10 protein-coding genes are annotated in these 22920 nt (G+C 34.4%); all 10 read right to left on the reverse strand.

The annotated features are described in order from the left end of the window. Position 1: 1 nt before the first annotated feature. Positions 2 to 565: a hypothetical protein gene (locus tag HNP35_RS22720; protein WP_184167841.1), complete on the reverse strand. Its 564-nt coding sequence runs from the start codon at positions 563 to 565 to the stop codon at positions 2 to 4. Positions 566 to 578: 13 nt separating this feature from the next. Further along, a complete protein-coding gene (locus HNP35_RS22725; RefSeq protein WP_184167843.1) occupies positions 579 to 2852 on the reverse strand; it encodes a GH92 family glycosyl hydrolase in 2274 nt (757 codons plus the stop codon). 19 nt (positions 2853 to 2871) lie between these two features. Further along, positions 2872 to 5184, reverse strand: a complete 2313-nt coding sequence (locus HNP35_RS22730; RefSeq protein ID WP_184167845.1) for a GH92 family glycosyl hydrolase — start codon at positions 5182 to 5184, stop codon at positions 2872 to 2874. Between the two features lie 334 nt (positions 5185 to 5518). Next, on the reverse strand, positions 5519 to 7126 hold the full coding sequence (locus tag HNP35_RS22735; protein ID WP_184167847.1) for a RagB/SusD family nutrient uptake outer membrane protein: 1608 nt from the start codon (positions 7124 to 7126) through the stop codon (positions 5519 to 5521). An 18-nt stretch (positions 7127 to 7144) separates the two neighbouring features. Further along, on the reverse strand, positions 7145 to 10156 hold the full coding sequence (locus HNP35_RS22740; protein WP_184167849.1) for a SusC/RagA family TonB-linked outer membrane protein: 3012 nt from the start codon (positions 10154 to 10156) through the stop codon (positions 7145 to 7147). A gap of 278 nt (positions 10157 to 10434) precedes the next feature. Further along, positions 10435 to 12561 carry an alpha-N-acetylglucosaminidase gene (locus tag HNP35_RS22745; protein WP_246453655.1) on the reverse strand — a complete coding sequence of 709 codons (2127 nt, stop codon included), beginning with the start codon at positions 12559 to 12561 and terminating at the stop codon, positions 10435 to 10437. A gap of 443 nt (positions 12562 to 13004) precedes the next feature. Continuing rightward, on the reverse strand, positions 13005 to 13655 hold the full coding sequence (locus HNP35_RS22750; protein ID WP_184167853.1) for a hypothetical protein: 651 nt from the start codon (positions 13653 to 13655) through the stop codon (positions 13005 to 13007). 78 nt (positions 13656 to 13733) lie between these two features. Further along, positions 13734 to 21020: a pectinesterase family protein gene (locus HNP35_RS22755; protein ID WP_184167855.1), complete on the reverse strand. Its 7287-nt coding sequence runs from the start codon at positions 21018 to 21020 to the stop codon at positions 13734 to 13736. An 86-nt stretch (positions 21021 to 21106) separates the two neighbouring features. Beyond that, complete coding sequence (locus tag HNP35_RS22760) at positions 21107 to 21904, reverse strand: rhamnogalacturonan acetylesterase (RefSeq protein WP_184167857.1); 798 nt, start codon at positions 21902 to 21904, stop codon at positions 21107 to 21109. After that, complete coding sequence (locus tag HNP35_RS22765) at positions 21901 to 22899, reverse strand: alpha/beta hydrolase (protein ID WP_246453657.1); 999 nt, start codon at positions 22897 to 22899, stop codon at positions 21901 to 21903. The genes HNP35_RS22760 and HNP35_RS22765 overlap by 4 nt, the downstream gene beginning before the upstream one ends. Between the last annotated feature and the right edge of the window lie 21 nt (positions 22900 to 22920).

Consider the following 22920-nt stretch of genomic DNA (forward strand, 5'->3'; position numbering starts at 1 on the left):
GTTAATCCACAACTTTTACTAAAATTGGATTAATGCCTAACGGATTCTTGATTATTTTACAGATTAAAGGAAACTCTGGATTTTTTACAATCCACATTTCGGTTTCGTCTATTTGTGCAATTACATGCAATGCATCTACTAATTTACCGTCAATTGAAATTCCGTTTTTGTCTTCTGTTTTATCTAAAACATAAGTTGTATTATTATAAACGAATGAATTGTTTTTTAGTAAATCTTGATACGCCGATCTTGAAATCATAAAAAAAGTTTCTGTTGGTTTTAAGTTTAAAACTGGCGCATATTCTCCTTGATTAAAACTTAATTCTGTTCCGTTTTTTATTGCTTCTGGCAACATTACAATAGTACTTTTTACGCCTCTGGTTTCTAGTTTAAATGCTAAACCATTTCCATTTGTTTGTGCTTTAAGCGATAATGTTCTGGTTTGTCCGTGCAGTTTGCAGACGTAATTCAGTTCGGTATTATTTTTTATTGTCGGAATGTAATTCTGTGCGATTCCTTTCTGATAAACAATGCAGAAAAGAATCATTAAAAATATATTTTTCATCTTGCTTATCATTTTATTTTGCTGGCGGTAAAATTGTTGCTCCCCATTTTGAAGGTTTTGAATCCATTTCTAGAACAAGTTCTCCACCGTTATTAATATCTTCATGTAAAATCCAAGCTTGATTAAATGGTTTTCCGTTTAAGAAAGCGGCTTTTATATATCTGTTTTTATCACTCATTTTTTTAGTTGTGATTTTAAAACTTTTACCGTTTTCTAATTTCACAACCGTTTCTTTAATCAGTGGTGTATTAATCAAATAATAAGGCTGTCCCGCATTCGGATACAATCCCATCATGTGGAAAGCCAACCACGAAGACATTGCGCCAGAATCATCATTTCCAGGCAAACCTTCTCTTGAGGTATTGAAACTGTTTTTTATAATAGTTCTGATTCTGTCGCTGCTCAAATACGGTTTTCCGATCCAATGATATAAACATGGTGTTAAGAATGACGGTTCGTTTGCAACATTAAATAAATCATTGTCAAAAAAAGTATTCAATCGATTTTCAAATGCTTTTTCTCCACCAGATTTTTTTACTAATTCAGGAATATCGTGCGGAAGGCTGAATGAATATTCCCAAGAAGTTCCTTCGTAAAAGAAAACGCACCAATGACAAACATACCAAGGCGATTCGATAATTACAGGTGTATATTTAAAAGTCGGTTTTTGGATTTTAGATTCACCAAAAACAACATCGTCTAGCCAATTTCCGTCTTTGTCTTTAGGCATAATAAAACCTTTTGCACCATTATTTTCATAATCTGCACGCCATAAATTTTGCCAGTTTTTAGATTGCTTCATGTACTGATTGTACAAGTTAGTTTTTCCTAATCCTTTTGCAACAACAGCAATATTATAATCATTGTATGCATAATCAATAGTTCGATTTCCAGCACGATCTGTGCCGTACGGAACGTAACCTAATGTCAAATAATCGATCAATCCACCTCTTCCTTCTTTCTCTTCATTGCCTCCTGGCGGAACTGTAGCATCTTTAAGCATTGCTTGAAGTGCTAATTCATAATCAATTCCTTTTAAGTTTTTTACAAAGGCATCAGCTATCACAACTTCACCATTAGAACCTCCTTGTGTTCTTCCGTTATCATTTCCGCTTCTTCCTTCTGGCAAATAACCTTCGCGTTTGTAGATATTCAACATGGCGTTGATAATATCTACTTTACGTTTCGAATCAATCAAAGTAATCAGCGGACTCGAAGTTCTAAATGTATCCCAAATAGTATAAAAATCATCGTAATAAGGTTCGTCATTTGTCCATAACGGATTTTCTCCCGTACGATCAACAGGCATAATCATAGTATGATACAAACCGGTGTAGAACATTTTTTTATATTCTTCTGAAGTATCTGCAGAAAGCTGAATTCTGCTCAATAAGTTTTCCCATTTATTTTCTAATGCGGTCAAAACATTGTTGAAATTCCAATGCGGAATTTCGACTTCAATATTGTTTTTTGCTTTTAATTCGCTTAAGAAAGAAATTCCGATTTTTACATTTAATTCTTCTTTTCCAGAATTTCCAAAAGAAAGTAACGCTGCTGTTTTCTTTCCAGAATCAAATTGCGCTTTTTGATTGTTATAAAATTTACCGTCTTTAAACGTTACATATTTGGCAATTGGCTGATCGAAAGTAGCCCAAAAATAAACCGTATAAGCGCGTCCGTTATTCCAGCCGCCTCTAATTCTGCTGTAACCTCTCACTTCAGTATCTGAAACAATTTCGATTTGAGAACCTACAAATTGCTGTGCTTCTCTTGCATCAGGAATTTTTTCTTCACCTAGAAAAAATCCAGGATCTATTTTTAATTCTTTTGAAGTATTTTTTGGATAAGTAAATCGGTAAAAAGATACTTTTTCTCCAGTAGTTATTTCTGTTTTAATTTTGTTTTCCTTAAAAACAGTTTCATAATAACCTAGTTTAACATTTTCTTCTGCTCTAAATGAGGTTTGATCCATTTTATCCAATCCTCCAGTAAAAGGCATGATCTGAATATTTCCGTATTTTGGGCCTCCTCCTGTTCCGCTTACATGTACTTGACTAAAACCTGTAACTTCTTTTGGAATTGGCAACCAGCCGCTATTAGGGCTCGATGTGCAATCTGGACTTGGTTTTACCATTCCGTAAGGACAAGATGGACCGATAAAAACTCTTCCAACTCCTTCTGAGCCAATCATCGGGTCAACATATTGATGAACGTTTGATTGCGCATAATTTTCGATTGCAAAAAGAAAGCTTATCGCTAAGAAAATGATAGACTTTGGATTTTTCATTTAATGTTTTTCTTTAATATTAGGGGTTTGATGTATTTGACATTTCTAAAACTAATTCTCCGCCATTTGTAATTTCTTGATGCGAAAGAGTAAAATCTTTCACTTCTTTATTATTGAATTTGATATCTTTTATATAAACATTTTCAGCGCTATTATTCTGCGCTTTAATTATAAATGTTTTGCCTGAATAATATTTTGGATTCAAATCAATTGAGATTTTATTAAATATCGGACTTCCAATTTGATAAACAGCGTCTTTGTCTGTTCCTCCATTCATTTGAAACAAGCCAATTTTTAGTAAAACATTCAAACTTCCCATTAAACCTTGATCTTCATCACCATTATAACCCGTTGCTGGCGATAATCCGCTGAAGGTTTCTTTTACTACATTTCTTGTCCAATATTGCGTTAAATCGGGTCTTCCTAAAACCGTAAAAATATTTGAGGTTTGAATCGAAGGCTGATTTCCAAAATTGATCGGAATTCTGCTAAATTCTGGGTGTAATTCGGCATCGTGCGAAGTTCCCGAAGTAAATTTTTGGTTCTTAGCCGTTTCAAATTGTGTGTTTAATTTACTTATCGCCTTTTCTTTTCCTCCCATTAAATCTGCCAAACCGACAATATCATGCGGTACAAACCATGTTGACTGCGCTCCGTTAGATTCTATAAATCCGTTTTCGTATTGATACGGATCATAATTTTCTCTCCATTTTCCGTCTACATCTTTCGGACGCATCCAGCCAATTTTAGCATCAAAAACATTCTTGTAGTTTTCTGCTCTTTTCATGAAGTAATTATAATCTTCTTCATGATTTAGCTTTTTAGCCAATTGCGCCAACGTCCAATCTTGATAAGCATATTCTAAAGTCTGGCTTGCACCATCTTCATGGCTTCCAAAATTACCATCAGGAAGTGGGTATGGCACATAACCTTTTTCTAAATAATACTTTAATCCGCCGCCAATATTTGTATTGTGTTCATAACCCGCTTTAGACATAATTCCGTCAGTCATGTGCCCTTTTTTTAGCGCTACATAAATAGCTTCCAAATCATTTTTTACAATTCCTTTTTGAATCGCACTCACAATAAATGGCGTTGCAGAAGCTCCAGTCATTACATAAGTATCATTTCCACCTGAAGGACCACGCGGAATTGAACCTCCATCTTTATAATATTGCATTAGCGAATACACAAATTCTTCCATAATCTCAGGATAAACTAATCCCCAAAGATTATTAATCGTCCATTGTGCACCCCAAAAAGCATCCGAATTATAATGATTGAATTTTGGTTTTCCATCGGCATTTAAAGGTAAATGTCCCACCCTGAACGTGTCCCCCGTGTTATCAGGGTAGGATCCATTTGCGTCACTGATCTTTTTTCTTCCTTGCAAAGCATGCCATAAATCAGTGTAAAATCTTTTTTGATCGGTTGCTGTTCCTCCTTCAATTTTTATTCTTCCTAACAAATCGCTCCATTCCATTCTGGAATCAGCAACCGTTTGATCAAAATTCCAATGCGTTAATTCGGTTTCAATATTGTTATTTGCGTTTTCGATAGAAGTGTATGAAATACCAACTTTCATTAATACTTGTCCTTTTGTTTTTCCAAAATGAATCAAATAATTTCCTGTTTCTTTATCTCTTTCTAAAGAAGTAATTGGTTGATTGGTTTTAACTTTAAAAAATACCGTTAATGGTTTTGGACGCCTAAAATTGGTACTTAAAACTAAAGATCCTGAAAGTTCAAAATCGTTGTTTTTTTCTAATTTTCCATTGGTATTATCACATGGTCCTAAAACTGTATTCACATTAAAAAGAACTGCCTTTTGAGGATTAGCAGGAAAAGTATATTTATGAAAACCAACTCTTGTTGTACTGGTTATTTCTGCTGTTATTTGATATCTATCTAATTTTAGTGAATGATATCCAGGTGTTATAATTTCTGTTTGATGACTGAATTTCGAATAAAAATCTTTAAAAATACTAGCCTTATTTTTATTCGAAATTGTAACGGGCATTACCGAAACACCTGACATCTGCCATTCGTGAACGTGGCTAAAACCTTTAACGGTATCGGTTGTGTATTTATAACCGCCTCCCCAATCGCCTTTAATCTCGGTATCTGGACTTAAATTTACCATTCCAAATGGACGGCTTGCAGATGAGAAGTAAAACCATCTTGAATTTTCAGTGTCCAACAACGGGTAAACCAAATCTGAGATTTGTTTCTTTTTTAGAGAAACTGATTTTTGAGCGTTGCATGACACTAAAAAAATAAGAGTTAAACTTATTCCGATACGTCCTATTTTTAAGATTTTATTTAGTTCCATGTAGAATTAGGCAATATTAGTTTAAAAAGTTTTTTTGTATGTTTTCTTATCATTAAATCGAAAACACAAGGCATAAAAAATGCAAGAGAATTATTGACTTTAGCATAATCTCTAAATAATTAAAGAATGTGACAAAGCTTAATTTTTCAATCCTGTGACCAAAAACAGGATTCTATTAAGCTTTGTTCCATTCAAAGAAAAATAAACTGAACTGATTCTCACGAGCAACTGATTAAACCAGTTTTCTTTTGAAAAAAAGGAGAAGATTTTTGACTCTCCTCTCCTTTTTAAATTAAAATAGAATTACAATGTGTACTTAACTAAATTATTATTTTTAATATCCAGGATTTTGATCCAAAGCAGGATTTAGTACTCTTGCATAAGTTGGAACTGGAAAAATACGACGATATGTATCCGCATTTGTTTTGAATCCCCATTTTCCTTCATATTTACCAAAACGAATCATATCATTTCTATGCCATGCTTCCCAAGCAAATTCGCGACTTCTTTCTTGATAAATTTCTTCTAAAGTTACCCCAGTCCAAGCTGCAGATGTTGTACGGTTTGAACGAACCATATTAACCAATGCAACAGGAGTTTGTCCTAAAGTTGCGCTTCCTCCACGTAAGATCGCTTCAGCTTTCATCAAGATAACATCTGAATAACGTAAAAAAGGTACGTCGTTATTTTGATTACGGTTTGTTGATGTTGCATCTGGATAGAATTTTATGTTTCTGTAACCCATATTCCAAGCAATTTCATCATTTCCGCAATCAAATAAAGCTGGATTCTGACGAAGCACAACATCTGGCGTTAAGTTTACCTGATAAGTGTAAGCTGCACCACCATCTGAACCAGTATAGAATTGGTCATATCCTTTTTTTGTTGTTGTAACCATTACTGGAGTAACACCATCATTCATATATTGCAATCCAGTTAGCCACTGTCTGTTACGAATATCCGTAGCATCATTAAAATAAGCATAGAATTCTGGCAATGTACTTCTTGGTGCACTAGGAGTAAACGGAAGACCAAATTTTGCTCTTTCAGAACGAGGCACATCATAACGTGCATGATACATTTGCCCATTGAAGCCTACTGACGTAGCTGCAGGATCAAAAGGAACAGCAAAAATGAATTCTTTCATAGCTGGACCATTATTCGGATAAAACATCTGAAGGTAAGTGCTTCTAGATTCAATCGTATACAAACCTGAATTAATTACCGCATCACAAGCCGCAATACACTCGTTGTTACGCTGTGTTCCCGTGTATACTTCTGCGTTTAAGTATAATTTGGCAAGCATTGCATTAGCAGTTTGTTTATTTGGTCTACCATAAGTAGAAATTCCAGATGCGGGATTTAAATTAGGAACTGCACTTTTTAATTCTTTTTCTATGAAATTGAAAACTTCTATTCTGCTCGATCTTGGTTTAGAACTGAAATCTCCATATACTGTATCAAGTGGAACGCCCCCGTAACAATCCATCATCATAAAATAAGAAATGGCACGCATTGTTTTTAATTCAGCCATAATTGTCGATTTTTCTGCTCCAGTAGGCATAGCAGTATTTAAAATTGAGATGGTCTGATTAGTGGTTCCAATAACTTTCTCTGCCCAATCCCATGGACCAACTCCATTGTCTGGTGTCCAATCATGGTAATGCTGACAAGCATAACCTCTATTATCAAACCAGTTTCCACCACGTGCCGGCAAAATAGCTTCATCAGTAGTTAGCGACTGTGACCACCACCAAGAAAATGCAAAATCTCCACGAAAGGCTGCATAAACTGGTCCTGTTGTTTGAATATATTGTGTTGAATTCTGAGGAAAAACTTCCGGTGTTAATTGCGTTGTAATAGGCACTTCAAGATCGTCGCAAGACCATACTAAACCAGCCAAAAGAACTGGAAGACCTAAATATTTTAATATCTTTTTCATAATTTTTGAATTTAATTTTTAGAAGCTAACGTTTAAACCGAACATATACGTTCTAGTTTTTGGATAGAAGTTATTAGAATCTACACCTGGAGCTGTTCCTCCTTGTTCAACCTCTGGGTCAATTCCGGTGTATTTCGTAATAACGAACACATTGTTAATCGTTTGGTAAATACGTACACTGCTTATGTACCTTCCAACTTTACCAAAATTATATCCTAAAGTCATGTTGTCTAATCTTAAATAACTACCGTCTTCAATAAAACGATCAGAATATTTATAAGAGTTAAGGTCGTTTGGTGACTCGTTTCCTGCGTCAACTAAAATATTATTGGTCATTGCTGTACTCGGTCTGAATAAATCGGCACGAGTGGCATTGAAAATCTTGTTACCAAATACTCCTCTGAAGAAAATACTTAAATCAAATTTTTTGTATTGAAAGTTATTTCCCCATCCAAGTAATAATTTTGGCTGTGCGCTTCCTGCATAGTGGTAATCTACCCCAATTTGAGGTGTAGTTGTCAAATCACCATTTTTGTCATAATATTGAGAAACTCCATTAGCATTTTTTCCTGCATATTTCAATGTAAAGAATTGTCCTAAAGGTTTTCCTTCTTTGAAGATTTGTAAAGTACTTCCTGTTTGTCCGCCTCCATCTGGCTGTACACGACGAATAGAATCTCCTCCAACAAAGAATGGGCTAGTTAATTTTACGATTTCGTTCTTGTTATGAGCCAAGTTCAAATTTGTTGTCCAGCTGAAATCTGCTGTTTTAACAGGAGTTGTGCTCAAACTAAGTTCGATACCTTTGTTAGACATTGTTCCTCCGTTTGCTACAATTGTTCCTACTGGTACAAGCACAGGGTTAACATTGTAGTTAAAGATCATATCTGTTGTTTTCTTGTCGTACACATCAACAGAACCTGTTACTTTTCCTTTTAAGATTGAGAAATCAAGTCCGATGTTTGCCGTAGCTGTTTTTTCCCATTTCAAATCTGGGTTCGCAGCTTGGTTTGGTCCGTAAGCACCAATCTGTTGTCCGTTGTAGTAGAAAGTTCCTAAACTACCAGAAATAAATTGCGCTGTGTAAGCATTAAATCCAGAAGAGTTTCCTGTAACCCCCCAGCTTCCTCTTAGTTTCAAGTCACTAAAGAATTCTTGATTCTGCATGAAGCTTTCTTTGTCAATTCTCCAAGCACCACCCACAGATGGGAAATATCCCCATTGATTGTTAGCTCCAAACATAGATCCACCATCTCGTCTGATAGATCCTTGTAAAAGGTATTTATCTTTATAGTTATAGTTTAAACGAGCAAAATAAGCAATTAAACGTGTTTTTTGATATGCTTTACTATCTCCAAAATTTACCACATAACCATTAACAGAAGTATAGTTACTTAAAGCAAGGTTATTGTATCCTACATTATCAACTGGGAAATTTGTTGTAGTTGCTTGAAATCCGTCTCCCAATGTATTTTCTTGCCATGAATATCCTAAAACAGCTTTTATTTTATGAGATCCAAAAGTTCTATCCCAAGTAAAGAAACTCTCAATAATGTTATTTCTTGTTTCATAAGAATTTCTCAAAGCAGAACCATTTACCCCAAAGTTAACCAATGATTTTGTCAAAGGTGGATCTGGATTGTTGTAAAAGTTCGCACTATTGTATTGAGAATAATAGCTATCATAGAATTCTCCGTGAGAAGACGTTAATCTTTGGTGTGCTAAATTCAAGTTGTAAGTAATTCCGAATGGAAGTTTTACTTCAGCAGTAAGATTACCAACAAGGTTATTTGTTGTTGTTTCATCTGTTCCGTGTTCAATTAACGCAACTGGATTAAAATATCCTGGGCTTGTAAAGTTTTCGAAAAAACTTCCATCTGCATTTCTAACTGGAGAAACTGGTAAATAACTTGCTGCTTGCAGAAGAACCGTATTACGCTGTGGTACGTTTTGGTAATCTGTTTTTGAGTTCGTAACATTTAAACCAAATTTCACTTTATCATCAAAAGCAAATTGTTCTACAGACAAACGAGCAATGATACGAGAGAAATCACTTTTCTTCATTACCCCTTCTCTGCTAAGAGAAGTAATACTAGCAGTATAGCTTCCATGATCTCCACCACCGCTCATAGATAAGTTGTGGCTAGTAGACATTGCGCGACCTGGTCTCATAATTTCTTTTAACCAGTTTGTGTTTGCGCCTTTATCATTTTCTGGAGTAAAGCTCAAATTGTTTTTAGTTGTAAAAGCTCTTAATTGATCTGCATTCATCATATCCAGATTATTAGAAACTTCTTCAAAACCAACATATCCGTTGTAAGCAACTTGTGTTCTACCTTTACTTCCTTTTTTAGTTGTAACCATGATAACCCCATTTGCAGCACGGTTACCATAGATTGCAGTTGCAGCAGCATCTTTTAAAACATCAATAGATGCAATATCGTCTGGTGAAATAACAGAGATATCTACTCCAGGAATTCCATCAATTACATAAAATGGCCCTTGAGAACTATTTAATGTCGAAACTCCACGCATTACTACAGAAGCTGTTTTTGTCGGGTCACCGCTTGAAGAAATATTCAAACCAGAAACTTTACCTTGTAAAAGTTGTCCAACATCACTAATTGCTCCTTTATTCATCTCTTCTGCTTTTATGGAAGTTACAGAAGTAGTAAGGTTTTTTCGATTTCCTTTTCCGTATCCTACTACAACGACTTGTTCAAGATTGTTTGTAGTAGATTGTAATTTAATTGAATAATTAGATTTTGTTCCGTCTAATTTTAAAGTTTGATCATCAAATCCGATAAAAGAAACGACTAATACTGCATTTTTATTTGAAACTGAAAATTTAAATTTTCCATCAAAATCTGTTGTTACAGTATTTGTTGTACCATTTTCGATTATGTTCGCGGCTGGCAGAGGAATACCTTTGTCATCTAAAACCACACCGGACACTTCTGTTTTTTGTGCCCAAGTATTAATTGAGAAGCCAAAGAAAAAGGCTAATAATAAAAGTTTAAGTTTTTCCATTTTGATATTGGTTAATTGGTTAAATAGTATTGACGAAATTAGTGTTAAAGAAATGTTAGCAAATGGACATCTTATTCATAAACATGGATAATTTCTTTAAAGTCAATGACAGCAAGGCTTTTCAAGGTTATTTTTATGTAATTTTTTAATTAAAAATGTACTAATAAATCGTTTTCGTAAGTATTTCATTTCATAAAGTAAATGTTGTTTAAGGTTATAGTTTAAGTATTAAGTTAAATTTTGAATATATACGGATTAATTATCAGGGAAGTCTTTTTTTAATTGTTTTCTGTCCAATTTATTTCCCAATTTTTAATCAATTCTCTTTCTTTTGTTTCATCAAATGAAGTATTATTTACAGCTGATTTTTTTAAAACTTCTAAAAACATTTTCCATCTTGGCCAATAAAAACCTTTGTACATTCCGTGCCAAGATCTCGAAGCGTAATCATTCAAATGTCCTTCTCCGCCCCAAAGCGTAATTAAGGTTTTAGCATTTTTTGCATACAATTTAGAAACTGCTGGTGAGCTTGCATAATCTGAAGCCGATTTTACCCATTGGTCTAAACTATTTAATGGTTGCGCCGACATTAAGTTATCAATATCTAAAACTTGTTTTTCTATTTCTTTAAATAATTGATCACCTTTTGCAATATCTTTTTTCTGATATGCCGCTACGCATTCCATTAATTCTTCATCTATACATAAAGAATAATAATGTCTGTAAACATCAATTAAATCATATTGAATAAAGTTGTTTTTATTGTATTTCTTCGCTTCTTTAGCTAAAATATCCAAAGCTTCTTTTAGTTTTTTCTTATTTCCAGGATTTCCTTTAAATTCTGTAATAGTCGCTGTAGGTCTTTTAAACAATAAATACGCTCCAGCCCTATCATTCCACCAACGAGTTTCCCAATATTTTACATTATAAACAGATTCTAATAATAATTGCCAAGCTTGAAAAGTCGCTTTAGAAACTGTCTGTTCGTATCTGGCAGTTAAATATTTTGTCAGCCAATCTTTTACAGGCTGTTTTCCTTTGCTCCACGGAAGATCATAAATATACTCGTATACAATCGAGTTATTATTTAATCCTTCTGGCATTGCACCATAACCCACAACATTTCCTTTATTCGGATTTTTTAATAAACTCGTTAATTCATTTTTATAAAAACTCAAATCTCCATATACAGGATTTGATCCTCCATAATTATGTACATATCCATAAGTCCATTGTTTCCCATAAAATGCTTCCTGATTTTCCCAAACTTTATATCTGTCGTTAGCATAATCTTGAACCATCACTTTATCATTTGGAACTTTACTCAAAAATGCACTTGTCGCTTCTTTGGTCCAGAATTCTTTATTATCTCCAAAAAGCCATCCTTGCATTACCCAAGTTGCGTCAGGAGCGGCTTCATTTATGGTTTCATAAACTGCGCTTCCGTAATTTGCTAGTTCTTCATATTTATTATGTTCAGAAACTGGTGGTTCAATTTCGTTAAAAGAATCTGCTAAATAGAAATTAGATTTTCCATACATTTTCGTGTAAATTTCGATAAAACGTTTTCCAATTTTTTTAAATAACGGGTCTTTAGAATCAACTAGAAAAGTACTTTCAAAACCACCTCCTGACCAAGATTTTAATTCTGTTATTTTAGCTTCTGGATGTTTTTCGGCGAAAGCCTTAGGAACATAACCGCTAAAAGCTGGCACAACAGGATGCATGTCTAAAGCACGCATTCTTTCTAAAATTTTCTTTTGAAGTTCTTGTTTTTTAATAAACCATTCTTTTGGCAATGGTCCTTCCAAACTATTAATGTTTCCCATACGTTGCCATGGCAAATACGCTGGACCTGCAAAATGTGCTTCTAATTGACTTTCTGTTAAGCCATATTCTTTCCATAATTCCTGCCACGCAGCTTCCTGACCTTCCATTGCTGTTGGAAGATTGATACCGTGCAAAGCCATCCAATCTATTTCTTGTTCCCAACGTTTCCAGTCCCACCACGGCGTTGTATAGCCAAAAGTACAGGCGTTTAGATATTCTCTAAATTCAAATGGTGTATTTCCTTTTTTGGAATATTTTGGCCATGTTTTAGGCAAATTAACTTTATTCCCTTCCCAACTTGCAAGAGCGGCTCCAATATCTCTTAGAAAATTATAAGCAGCATAACAAATTGCTGTATTATTTGAACCTTTAATTTTTACAAGATTGTTTGTTGTTTCAACTTCAAACCAATCTTTATGTTCTGATTTTTTCTCAATAATAGTCAGTTCAAATTCATTAACACGATTACCAACAAGTCTTTCTATTACCGCAGCAGCACTTTTTGTTTTCTCATCGCTGTTACAATAACCTTTTATAGCACCAAAAAAGAACAGCGTAAAAACTAACGCAGCCATTTTTAAGGAATTGCAATTTTTGATTTCAAAATTCATTCTATTCATATTCTTATATTTAATAAATTATAGCATCTCTTTATAAAAAAAGGGAGATTAAGCCGAATTAATCTCCCTACTAATAAAAACTAACAAAATATTTACTAATCAACAACCTTCTACCTTTTGTTTTTATTACCAACTTTCTAAAAATATCTCTCCTATTAATGAAAAGTGAAGTAAAAGTAAATGGGTTTGAATTGAAGATAAAATTACTGCTAATATGTATGTTAATAATGGACAGATTAATCAAAAGAATAGACAATTTATCCATGATTCCTTAACTTTAAAGTTACAAACATCAATTTTGTATTTATTTAGAATGTTTAGTCTGATTTTACTGTAAAACAAAAAAAAGAGCCTGAAAAATTCAGACTCTTTGCTAGTAAATTTTATTATTTAAAAAATCAATTAAATATAACCGAATGATTTTTTTGTAATAATTCAGTCGAACTAATCTTTTTGGCTGTAAAAGTTTTGCCTTCAGATTTTTTTACATCTCCAAAATATTGCATACTGAAGGCAACATCATTTTGAGTTGAAGCAAGAACCCCATCTTTATAAAAACTGGCAGTTCCTTTTCCAGTAAAGCTAACTTTATATTTCTGACCATTTTCGCTAACTTTAAAAGTGCCACTCAAAGGTCTTATGCTTACTCCATTTGAAACAGACAAATCTCCTTTTCCTGGATTAATATTTTTTCCAAGAAGTGATTGTCCCCATTTTGTAAAAGTATATGCCGTTGCTTCAGAATATCCAGCGAAACTATAATCTCCTTTTGCTAAATTATTTTGAAGAGAAGAAAACAATTCAAAGTAGACAACTGCTCCGTCTTCTTTTTCAGAAATTGTTTTAGATCGCACCGAAAAATCAATATTATAAGCATTTCCACGAACGCCATAATTTTCAAGATAACCTTGTGATAATTCTACCGTTTGGCTACCGATTTTTAAAAAGCCTTTGTTTGAATTAGTATCCTGATTACTTTCATCATCACTTGAACAAGATGACAATAAAGTAATGAAAACCAGTACTAATAATTTTATACTATTATTCATATCTATGATGATTTAATTTTTAAACTGATTCAAGTTTATAAATTCGGAATGAACAGAAGCCCATTCCGAATCTTGAATTTATTTTACAATTATTCTTGTAGAATGTCCTGTTTTTAAACTCTTAACGAAATAACTTCCCGAAGCCAAATCAGAAACAGAAATCTCCATTTCGGTACCGATAAGATCAACTTGTTTCACCAAAAGTCCGCTCATACTGAAAATAGCCAGACGATCAAATTCTGTACTAGATTGCAAGGTTAATTTTCCAGTTGTAATCGTTGGAAAGACAAAGAATTCTCCCAGTTTTTTCCAACGTCCGTAAAGCGTGAAATTTTCAGTCTGTTTGTTCGTAAAACCTGTTATTTCTTTTCCGTATAAAGCATCAGCGTACCATCCCATAAAACGATATCCTGTAGATTGTGCCGCTTCTAATGTGTAAACAGTTCCTGTCTGCACACTAGTTTTATTTGGATTAGTAGCTCCTGGAGGCATATTCAAATAAGAAATAGTATAAAAAACCTTCTCATCTGGTTTATTGTTTCCTGCCGCACCCCAAAACGCATAAAATGTCTGATTTCCTGTTGCAGAAATTGCAATTTCTTTAATAGTATTTGGAGTTGTTGCAGAGGCTGACCATCCGTAAAAAGTATAATCTTTTAGGGTCGGAATTGGCAATGTTAACGCCGTTCCTTCTGTATATTCTAAAGGAGTTAAACCAGTAATAGCTTTTCCATCAATAGAATTCAAATACGAAACGCCCGATTTTACAATTGGTTTTGGGTCGGGTTTGTTGTTTCCGCCTTCTCCCCAAAAAGCATAAAAGGTTTGATCTCCAGTTGCTGTCGTAGCAATTGTTTTAATTAATCCTGGAGTTGTAGCAGAAGTAGACCAGCCAAAGAACGTATACCCTTCTAATTTTGGCGATTTCAAATTTGTTAAAGCTCCCTCCATGTATTCTGTTGGAGAAAGTGTAATGCTTTTTCCGTCAATACTATTTATATAGCTTATTTTAGAAAACTTGGCATCTGCTTTTAACCATCTTGGATCTCCTAAAACACTTCCTTCTAAAGAAGCTTTCGCTAAAGGAGAATCTTTTGAGAAGCTAAAATTTCCTTGAGTTGGATTTGGAAACACAAGCGCCGCCATTCCTAAGACTGTTAGCGTCTTAACATTGGTTTCAGTAACCGTAACTGTTCCTTTAACCACTTGAGAAGAAACACCAACTAGAAGATTATTTTCTAAAACTACTTTTCCGGCTCCGCTTGCATTATTAGAATTGAACAGATAAATAGGTTTAGCATTATCTCGTTCATCTTGTGCAATATTATTTTTGAAAGAATAAACGGAAGCACTATTGTATTGATTATCGACAAACACAAAACCATTTCCAGTCTGATTTCCTGAATTATAAATGGTGTTGCTCTCAAAAGTTATATTTAACGTTTCGTTTGCCGTATTTTTATTTTGAAGGGTTATGAAATTATTTCCTTTTTCATAATTAAAAATCGTTGATTTCTTAACTGAAATTGAATTGACAATTCGAGAATCTGCCAAAATAAAACTGCTTCCTGTAGCCGCAGTTCCATCAATAATACAATTTTCTAATGCAATTTTTGAAATAGCTTTTTCACTAACACCTTCTGTTAGCAATAAACTTTGTTTAATACCTTTAATAGAAGCATTTTTGATTTCAAAACTAGAAACGCTTGCTCCTTTTTTCAGTTGCAATACATTTCCTGCAGCATTTGTCAAATCAAAATCAACTCCATCAAAACTAAAGCTTCCAGAGAAAATTTCAGGGTTTTCTGAGTAGAAAGATCCAGCGAAAACTGGTTTCGCACTAGCATCTGGAACAAAAGTGTATTTATGATTTTTAACCGCTAAATCTGTAGCAGTTGTATAAATACCGCTTGCCATAATAAATTTTGAACCATTTTCAGCAGCATTGTATTTTTCTACAAAGTTTTGCGGATTTACATATACATCTAAACTTCCATTTTGGTTAGAAACAAGATTATCTACAATACTGTTAATGTATACTTCAACGTTTGTATACTTTCCGTCAATCGTTTTTAAATTACCATCGGCAGAACTCGCTGGGTTTAATCCTTTTTCTGTTTCCCATTTATCTGGCATACCGTCACCATCGGTATCAACAGGCGCTTCACCAGAAGGTAAAACTGGCCATCCTCCTGCTGCTGAAGGTGTATCGATATAACCATTTGTACTTCCGTTACCGCCATTCATGACACTAGCGATTCCAGCACGTGTATCATCTACAGCTCTTTTATCTACAGAATCTCTAAACAAATTAGCTCCAGCATTTTCTAAAACTAATTCATAAGCCTTTGTAGCACTATGTGTCGTAATTTCACCAAAAGCATGCGGTGCGCTAATTTTTATGGCAGCTTTATCTGCATCACTTACTGGAAGTTGGCTTCCATGAAACTGACTGTAAACTCCATATGTCCAGTTATCTTGAGTTGCTCTTTCTGATCCTACAACATAGTTTCCATCAACAAAATATTTACCCCAAATGCCGTATAAAGGCGAAGTTGTATCTAAACTTCTTCCTGTTGATAAAATACGTTCTTTGGTAGAATTTGATGTTCCAGGTCCTGGTTTCCAATAATTGTTTACCAAATTGACATTCATGGCATCTCCACCATAACAGCTATTTCCGCCCCAATTGTAAATGACATTATTACGAATATCAACTAAATCTGTTTTGGCAAAAATATCATTTGCGTATTCTCCCAATCTAGGATTACGGCTGTCATGATGCGCTAATAAATTATGATGGAAAGAAGCATTTTTACCTCCCCAAACACCTCCATAACCGTGGGCACCTTTTGCGTGAACCGAATTTCTAAGACTTTCAGAAATGATACACCATTGCATAGTGAAATTTTCATTTTGATAGAAAGAAACACACTCATCTGTTGACCAGCTCATCGAACAGTGATCGACAATGATATTCTTTTGGAAACGTCCGCCCAATGCATCATTTTCTACATCATAAGTATCACCCATTCTAAAACGTAAATAGCGTAGAATGATGTTATTTCCTCTCACTTTTACATTATAATCTCTTAAAGTAATTCCACCGCCTGGAGCTGTCTGTCCTGCGATTGTAATGTTATCCGTAATATTTAATTCGCTTTTCAGCTGAATATTTCCAGAAACTTTAAAAACCACAATTCTTGGTCCCGCCTGACCAATTGCATCACGAAGCGATCCTGTTCCGGAGTCATTTAAATTCGTTACATAAATCACTTTTCCGCCACGTCCACCTGTCACATATTTACCGTAACCTTCGGCACCTGGGAACGCAGGAACTGGATCACTATTACCGCTAGTCGCTTCTTTCTTTACTTCAATTTTTCCTTCACCATTAAAAAATTCTGGATTGGTAGTTTTATCATAAACTCCCTCTTTAAATTCTACTCCGTTAATTGTAAGTTTTTGAACATTTAAAACTGTATTTAAAGAAGCTTTTCCATTTTCTGTAATAGTTAAATTTAAATTTGAACCTGCAGCACGTTCGTGACTGAAAACAATATAATTATCTTGACCAATTTTAATTAGTCCTGAACCAAATGCATTTGCAGATGCACCTTCAATCACAGTTGGATAATTTAATGTTGGGAATTTGGTGCTTTTTTGAGTTAAATCCCAAGTTCCAATAAATTCGCTATTATCTCCTTTTAATAGAAGAGTTCCTGTATTAGCATTTACTCCTTGTCCCGTATTTAGCGGTGAAACTGTACCATTTCCAGAAATTGGACCGCTTAATGTCATTATCGTTTGATTAGCAATACCAGAAATCATTTCGAATTTTACATTCCCAGAAATAATAATTGGCGCTTCTAGAGTCATTCCCGCTCCACTAGTATTATAATACACTCGCGTTCCATCTTTAAATATTAAATTTCCTGTTGCTTTATGCGCACCTCTTAATCGAAGTGTTCCTGCACCAGAGAAAATAATATCAGCTGGAAACACAGTTGCCGTTGTTTCAATTTCTTTTGTGCTAGAAACCAATTTCCCTGCAACAGGCATAACTGCAGGATTAAAATTTGCAGCATTGTCCCAGTTTTTATTTACGGCAGCTGTAAACTCATAATCATAATCTGCTGGAGGCGCAACTTCATCAGGTTTATTATTTCCTGCAGTTCCCCAAAAAGCATATAATATCTGATTTCCTTTAGTTGTAGCAACAAGTTCTTTCAAAGAATTTGCAACTGTTGCAGAAGTTGACCATCCGAAAAAAGTATAACCTGCTAATGTTGGCACTGGCAATGTTAAAGCTGTACCTTCTGTATATTCTACTGGAGTTAATGTTGTTAAAGCTGTATTATCAATTGAATTAAAATAAGCAATTGTCGATTTAACATTTCCTCCATTAATCGCCATATTAATAGTGCTCACATCACTTAATCCGCCATATTCGTTTGCTGCTTGAATCGTATAAGCAAAAGTACCAGCAGTTGTAGCACTATCAACATAAGTAGCTTCTGTAGTAACGGCAAGAATTTTTCCATCTTTACTTATTACATAACACATTGCGTATGGATTTTCATCCCACTTTAATGTATTAGTTGCCGAAACAACAAGATTAGAAGGCTTAGTAACTTGTTCTACCACTCTACGCGGATCCCATTTATCTGTACCACTTAAGACATTTTCTATCGTAAATTCATCAGCTTGTGCTTTTGTCAAAACTGGATTGTAATTTCCTGTTTGCGCAATGCCATTTACAGTAAATGTATTGGTTCTATTATCGGTATTAACTGCAATTCCGTTTCCATTTACACTATTATATTCTGCAAAAAGTGCCGGTAAGGTTCCCATACTTGCCCAACCCAATGTATTAGGCTCGTTGATCATTTTTGTATTCAAATACACTGCTCTTGGTGCATTTTGCCAAGGACGGCCTAAGTAATAACTTGTTGAAGCTGTAATGGTATTGTTATTAAAAATATATCCATATTTTGTAGCCGTATCATGATTTGGAGCAACAATATATCCTGATGCAACAGAAACCAAATTACATTCTTCAAACCAGTGTGTTCCTCCACCGCAGATAAAATCTACATCTCCTTCAATAGTAGATTTATAGTAAAAACTTCTGTTTCCGCCTGTAACTTGTGTATCTTGTTTACTTCTTAGTCGAACTCCATTGTAAACATTTCGATCTCCCGCGGGATTTAATGCTGGTCGTTGTCCAGAAGTTGTTATTCCGTCTTTGTGTTCTATAGTTACATTTTCCATGTACAAATCGTTTGCTTCTATAGAAAGAACCGCATTTTTAATTCCCCAACCTGGATTTCCTTGCAGAATTACTTTGTCTTTTGATTGTGCAATCAATGAAACATTATTTTTTCCAGATGGAAGTTTCAACACAATATCTTGCGGATTTGTACCATCTCCTCCTAAATTATAAGTTCCGTTTGTAATTAAAACCAAAAATCTAGAAGCCGAATTATTTGGTGCCGCACTAAAAGCTTCTGCTATAGTTTTGACATATTTTTTTGAAGCAATCTGTTCATCTGTCGCATTGGCATCTACAATTAAATCAAAATTGCGTTTTACTGGAATTGGTTTTTCCATGGTTTTGAATGACAAACTAAGAGCAGGCCCATCATTACCAGAAAGATCTTTTACAAATCCCGCTGGTATCGTAAAAGTGTATTGTTTGTTATATTCTAATCCAAAATAACTAAACTTTACGGTTCTGTTTACAAACTCAGCAGTTAGATTTTTTCCGTTTAAAACTGCGTTGCCAGTTCCTAATTGAACTTGTTCGTTATAATTTAGAATAATATTTCCATTCGCTCCAACAGAACTTGCCGCTGCTGCCGGAAATGAAGATTCAAGAACTGGAGGAACTGTATCTGTAACTAGAACCTCATCGGCTTTAATCATTAAATTAGAAATAATAGTCGCGGTTACATCAACTGCTGATCCGTGTTTTGGACCGTTGATATTTGGAAACCATCTCAAGTATATTTTTTCTTTTCCTTCAGCTTCAGCTGGAAGAATTCCGCCAATACTCGTTATAGTATTTGTATTTATAGTTGTTAATGTAGAAACATTTACAAAGTTTATTCCGTCTAAAGAATATTGAAAAGTCCATTCGTCACAACCATAATAATAGCCCATTAAACCAGAAGCCACATTAATATTTTTGTAACCAACGGTAGAAAGTGTAGTCATAAAATAATAGAAGTTGCCTCTTTCGGTATTCCAAACACAGAAACCATTTTTTCCTCCTCTATTTTGAAGTCTTACATTTGGAGCAAACACATTGTCTGCAACATTATAAGCAAATAATTGTGGTTTATTTTCAATTTTTGAATACAATTCAGCCACTCTCGGATTGGCATATTGATCAGTCTTGAATGTCCAGCCCGCAATAAAATTCTGATTGGCATACGTTCCTGTAACCGTTTTGTTTTCATTCATTACCACAGAAGTGCTTAATGAAGTAGAACCATCAGACCAATTGCTGAATTTTATAATATCATTTTCTACGGCAGTAATCATAACGTTTGTTCCGCTTTCGTAAACCGAAAACGCACCATCTTTTCCTGCTGGCGAAATGGTATAATCGCCCAAACCAAATGCTCCGTTTACATTTACATTTAATGTGTAAGTTGGAACTGCCTCAAATTGCGCAATTAAAGTTGCATCTCCATTTGCAATATGAGTATACGGATTTGCAGTCGAAACCACAGCTCCTTTATCATCTACCCATTGCTTAAAATTATATCCAAAGTTTTTATTGGCTGTTAATTTCACTTCTGTTCCTTTCACGAAAGTTGTTCCGGCTGGATTAAGTGTAATCGTTCCAGAAGAAGCAGGACTAACACTCACCGCCAATTTTTGTGTAACCGCATTAGGATTATCGGTAACTTTTTCGAAATAATCAAGATTGAATAAATATCCTGTATTCGTTGGATGTTTAAAAAGTAATACCAAATCATACGTTCCCGTTGTAGGCTGAATAGCAGCAGAAAACTTCTTATAATCTGTAAAACTTGTGCTTCCTGAAACAGTTGCAGTTCCAATTAGCGTTCCTGTATCAGAACCTAATCTCAATTCGATAGTTCCTCCCGTTGCACCAGCCGCGGTAATATCAAAACGCGTAACAAATTCAGTAAAATTGACTGCATTAAATTTGATCCAAGTATTGTTTTTAATATATCCCACATTTCCTCCTCCCGAAAGAGAAGCATTGGTTTCTGCTCTTGCTCCCGAAGCCTGATTAAAACTTTCAGCTTCAATTTTCTCAATGGTCTGAGAAAACCCCATTACTGTAAACAGTATGAGGAATAGATGAATAAAAAATTGTTTTTTCATTTGGTTTAATATTGGTTTTAGTTAGTAATAGTTTTCAAAAGAGTTTTTTCTGTTTTTCAAACCCTTTTGATGTTTTATATAAATTTTTAGTTTAACTCTTTCATTCCTTCAAAAACTAATCTAGCTACTTCTATAGCGCCTTTAGTTTGAAAATGTGTATTGTCTTTTTGTCCGTCTGGATAAGCTTCATACAAACCCGCTGGAAAATTCATAAAGTAGTTTTCGCTCACATAAGGCTGTCCTTTTTTAGTAAAGAAGTCAATTGATTTTTGCGTCAAATCAATACACATTACATTTAATTCTTTCGCAACATCTTTTACAGCTTGCGGATATTGGCCATGAATATTTTGCAGTTTTCCGTCTTTCCAAGGAAAATTCCTGGCAACGGGCGTAATAAGAATTGGTTTTGCTCCCTTTGCTCTAGTTTGTTCAATGAATAATCTTAGAAACTCTTTGTAGCCTTCAAGATTTACATATCTTTCTGGACGGTCTTCGGCAGCATCGTTATGGCCAAACTGCATCAGAACCAAATCTCCTTTTTTTAGATTTTCATAAACCGAACGCCATCTTCCTTCCTGAAAAAAAGTACGTGTACTTCGTCCACCTCTTGCTCTATCGTCTACAAATGCGCTATCTGTCTTGATCAGTTTGTTTACTTTTTTAAGACTATCTGCAACTAAAAACTGCTGAAAAACTTGTCCCCAACCCGTAACTGGATATCGGGTTTTCTTATAATCTTTTCCTTCTTCGTAGTTATTGGCATAATCTGCCACAGTCGAATCTCCAATTAAATAAATTGTAGTTTTCGATTTTGGTTTAATAAAAGACATTATCAGAAATGCCAAAACCATACACATGAGAGAAATAATAAATTTTAATTTCATTTTTTAAATACTTTAGTTAAAAATGCATCTATGTACTGAATTGTAGGTTCAAACCAAGGGTTGAAAAGGCAAAATGTATGCGGTGAATTTCCAAATTCATGAACTTCAGAATAGATATTGTTTTCATTTAAAATCTTTCTAAAATCGTCTCTTCCTGCATGCATTCGCGCAATCGAACTATTAATAAATAATGTCGGAGGCGTTGAAGCATTTACATAAGAAAGCGGAGAAGCAGTTTCCCAAAGTTTTGGATTATCTTTTCTTGAATATCCAAACCAATAGGTTCCCGCCGAAATGTTTTTAGTATCATTTCCTTCACTACTTTCAGGATGAACAAAGGATAACGTTCCGTCAATATCAACTATCGCATTTACCTGAGATTTCGAATTAGAATTCGTTTCAATTCCTTCAAACAAAGGCATATTTCCAGTTACTCCCATAAAAACAGCCAATTCTCCACCAGCTGAAAATCCGAGTGTTACAATCTGATTGGGGTTGATATTATATTTTTCAGCATTACCTCTTACCCATCGAATAGCCGCTTTTAGATCGTAAATTGCCGCTGGAAAAAGTGCTTCTGTAGAAAGTCTGTATTCTGGTGTAAAACAAACATATCCCAAACTTGCTAACTTTTGTGCCATTTGATGATGCTGTTCTTTACTACCAGAACGCCATCCACCCCCATGAATAATGATAATTGCGGTCTGTTTCTCTTTTGTATTTTTATTGAAGAAAACATCCAATTTCATTTTACGTTTTCCGTAACTCTTATAAACAATATCATTTTTCTGCTGAATAAAATCGAAATGCATTTCAGGAACCAAAGTCGTATTTGAAAAATATTTCAGCGTTTTCTTAAAGGCACTTTTATTATTGAAAGAAGTATCTCTAACTTGTGTAAGTCCGTCTAAATATTGCGCATCCATCTTTTGCAGAAATAAGATGAAAACCCAAATAAATACTGCTTTTAATTTTCTGTTTTGAACTATTATCATTTCTACTGAATAAATATTGTT

The organism is Flavobacterium notoginsengisoli (assembly GCF_014207905.1).
GTDB classification, from domain to species: domain Bacteria; phylum Bacteroidota; class Bacteroidia; order Flavobacteriales; family Flavobacteriaceae; genus Flavobacterium; species Flavobacterium notoginsengisoli_A.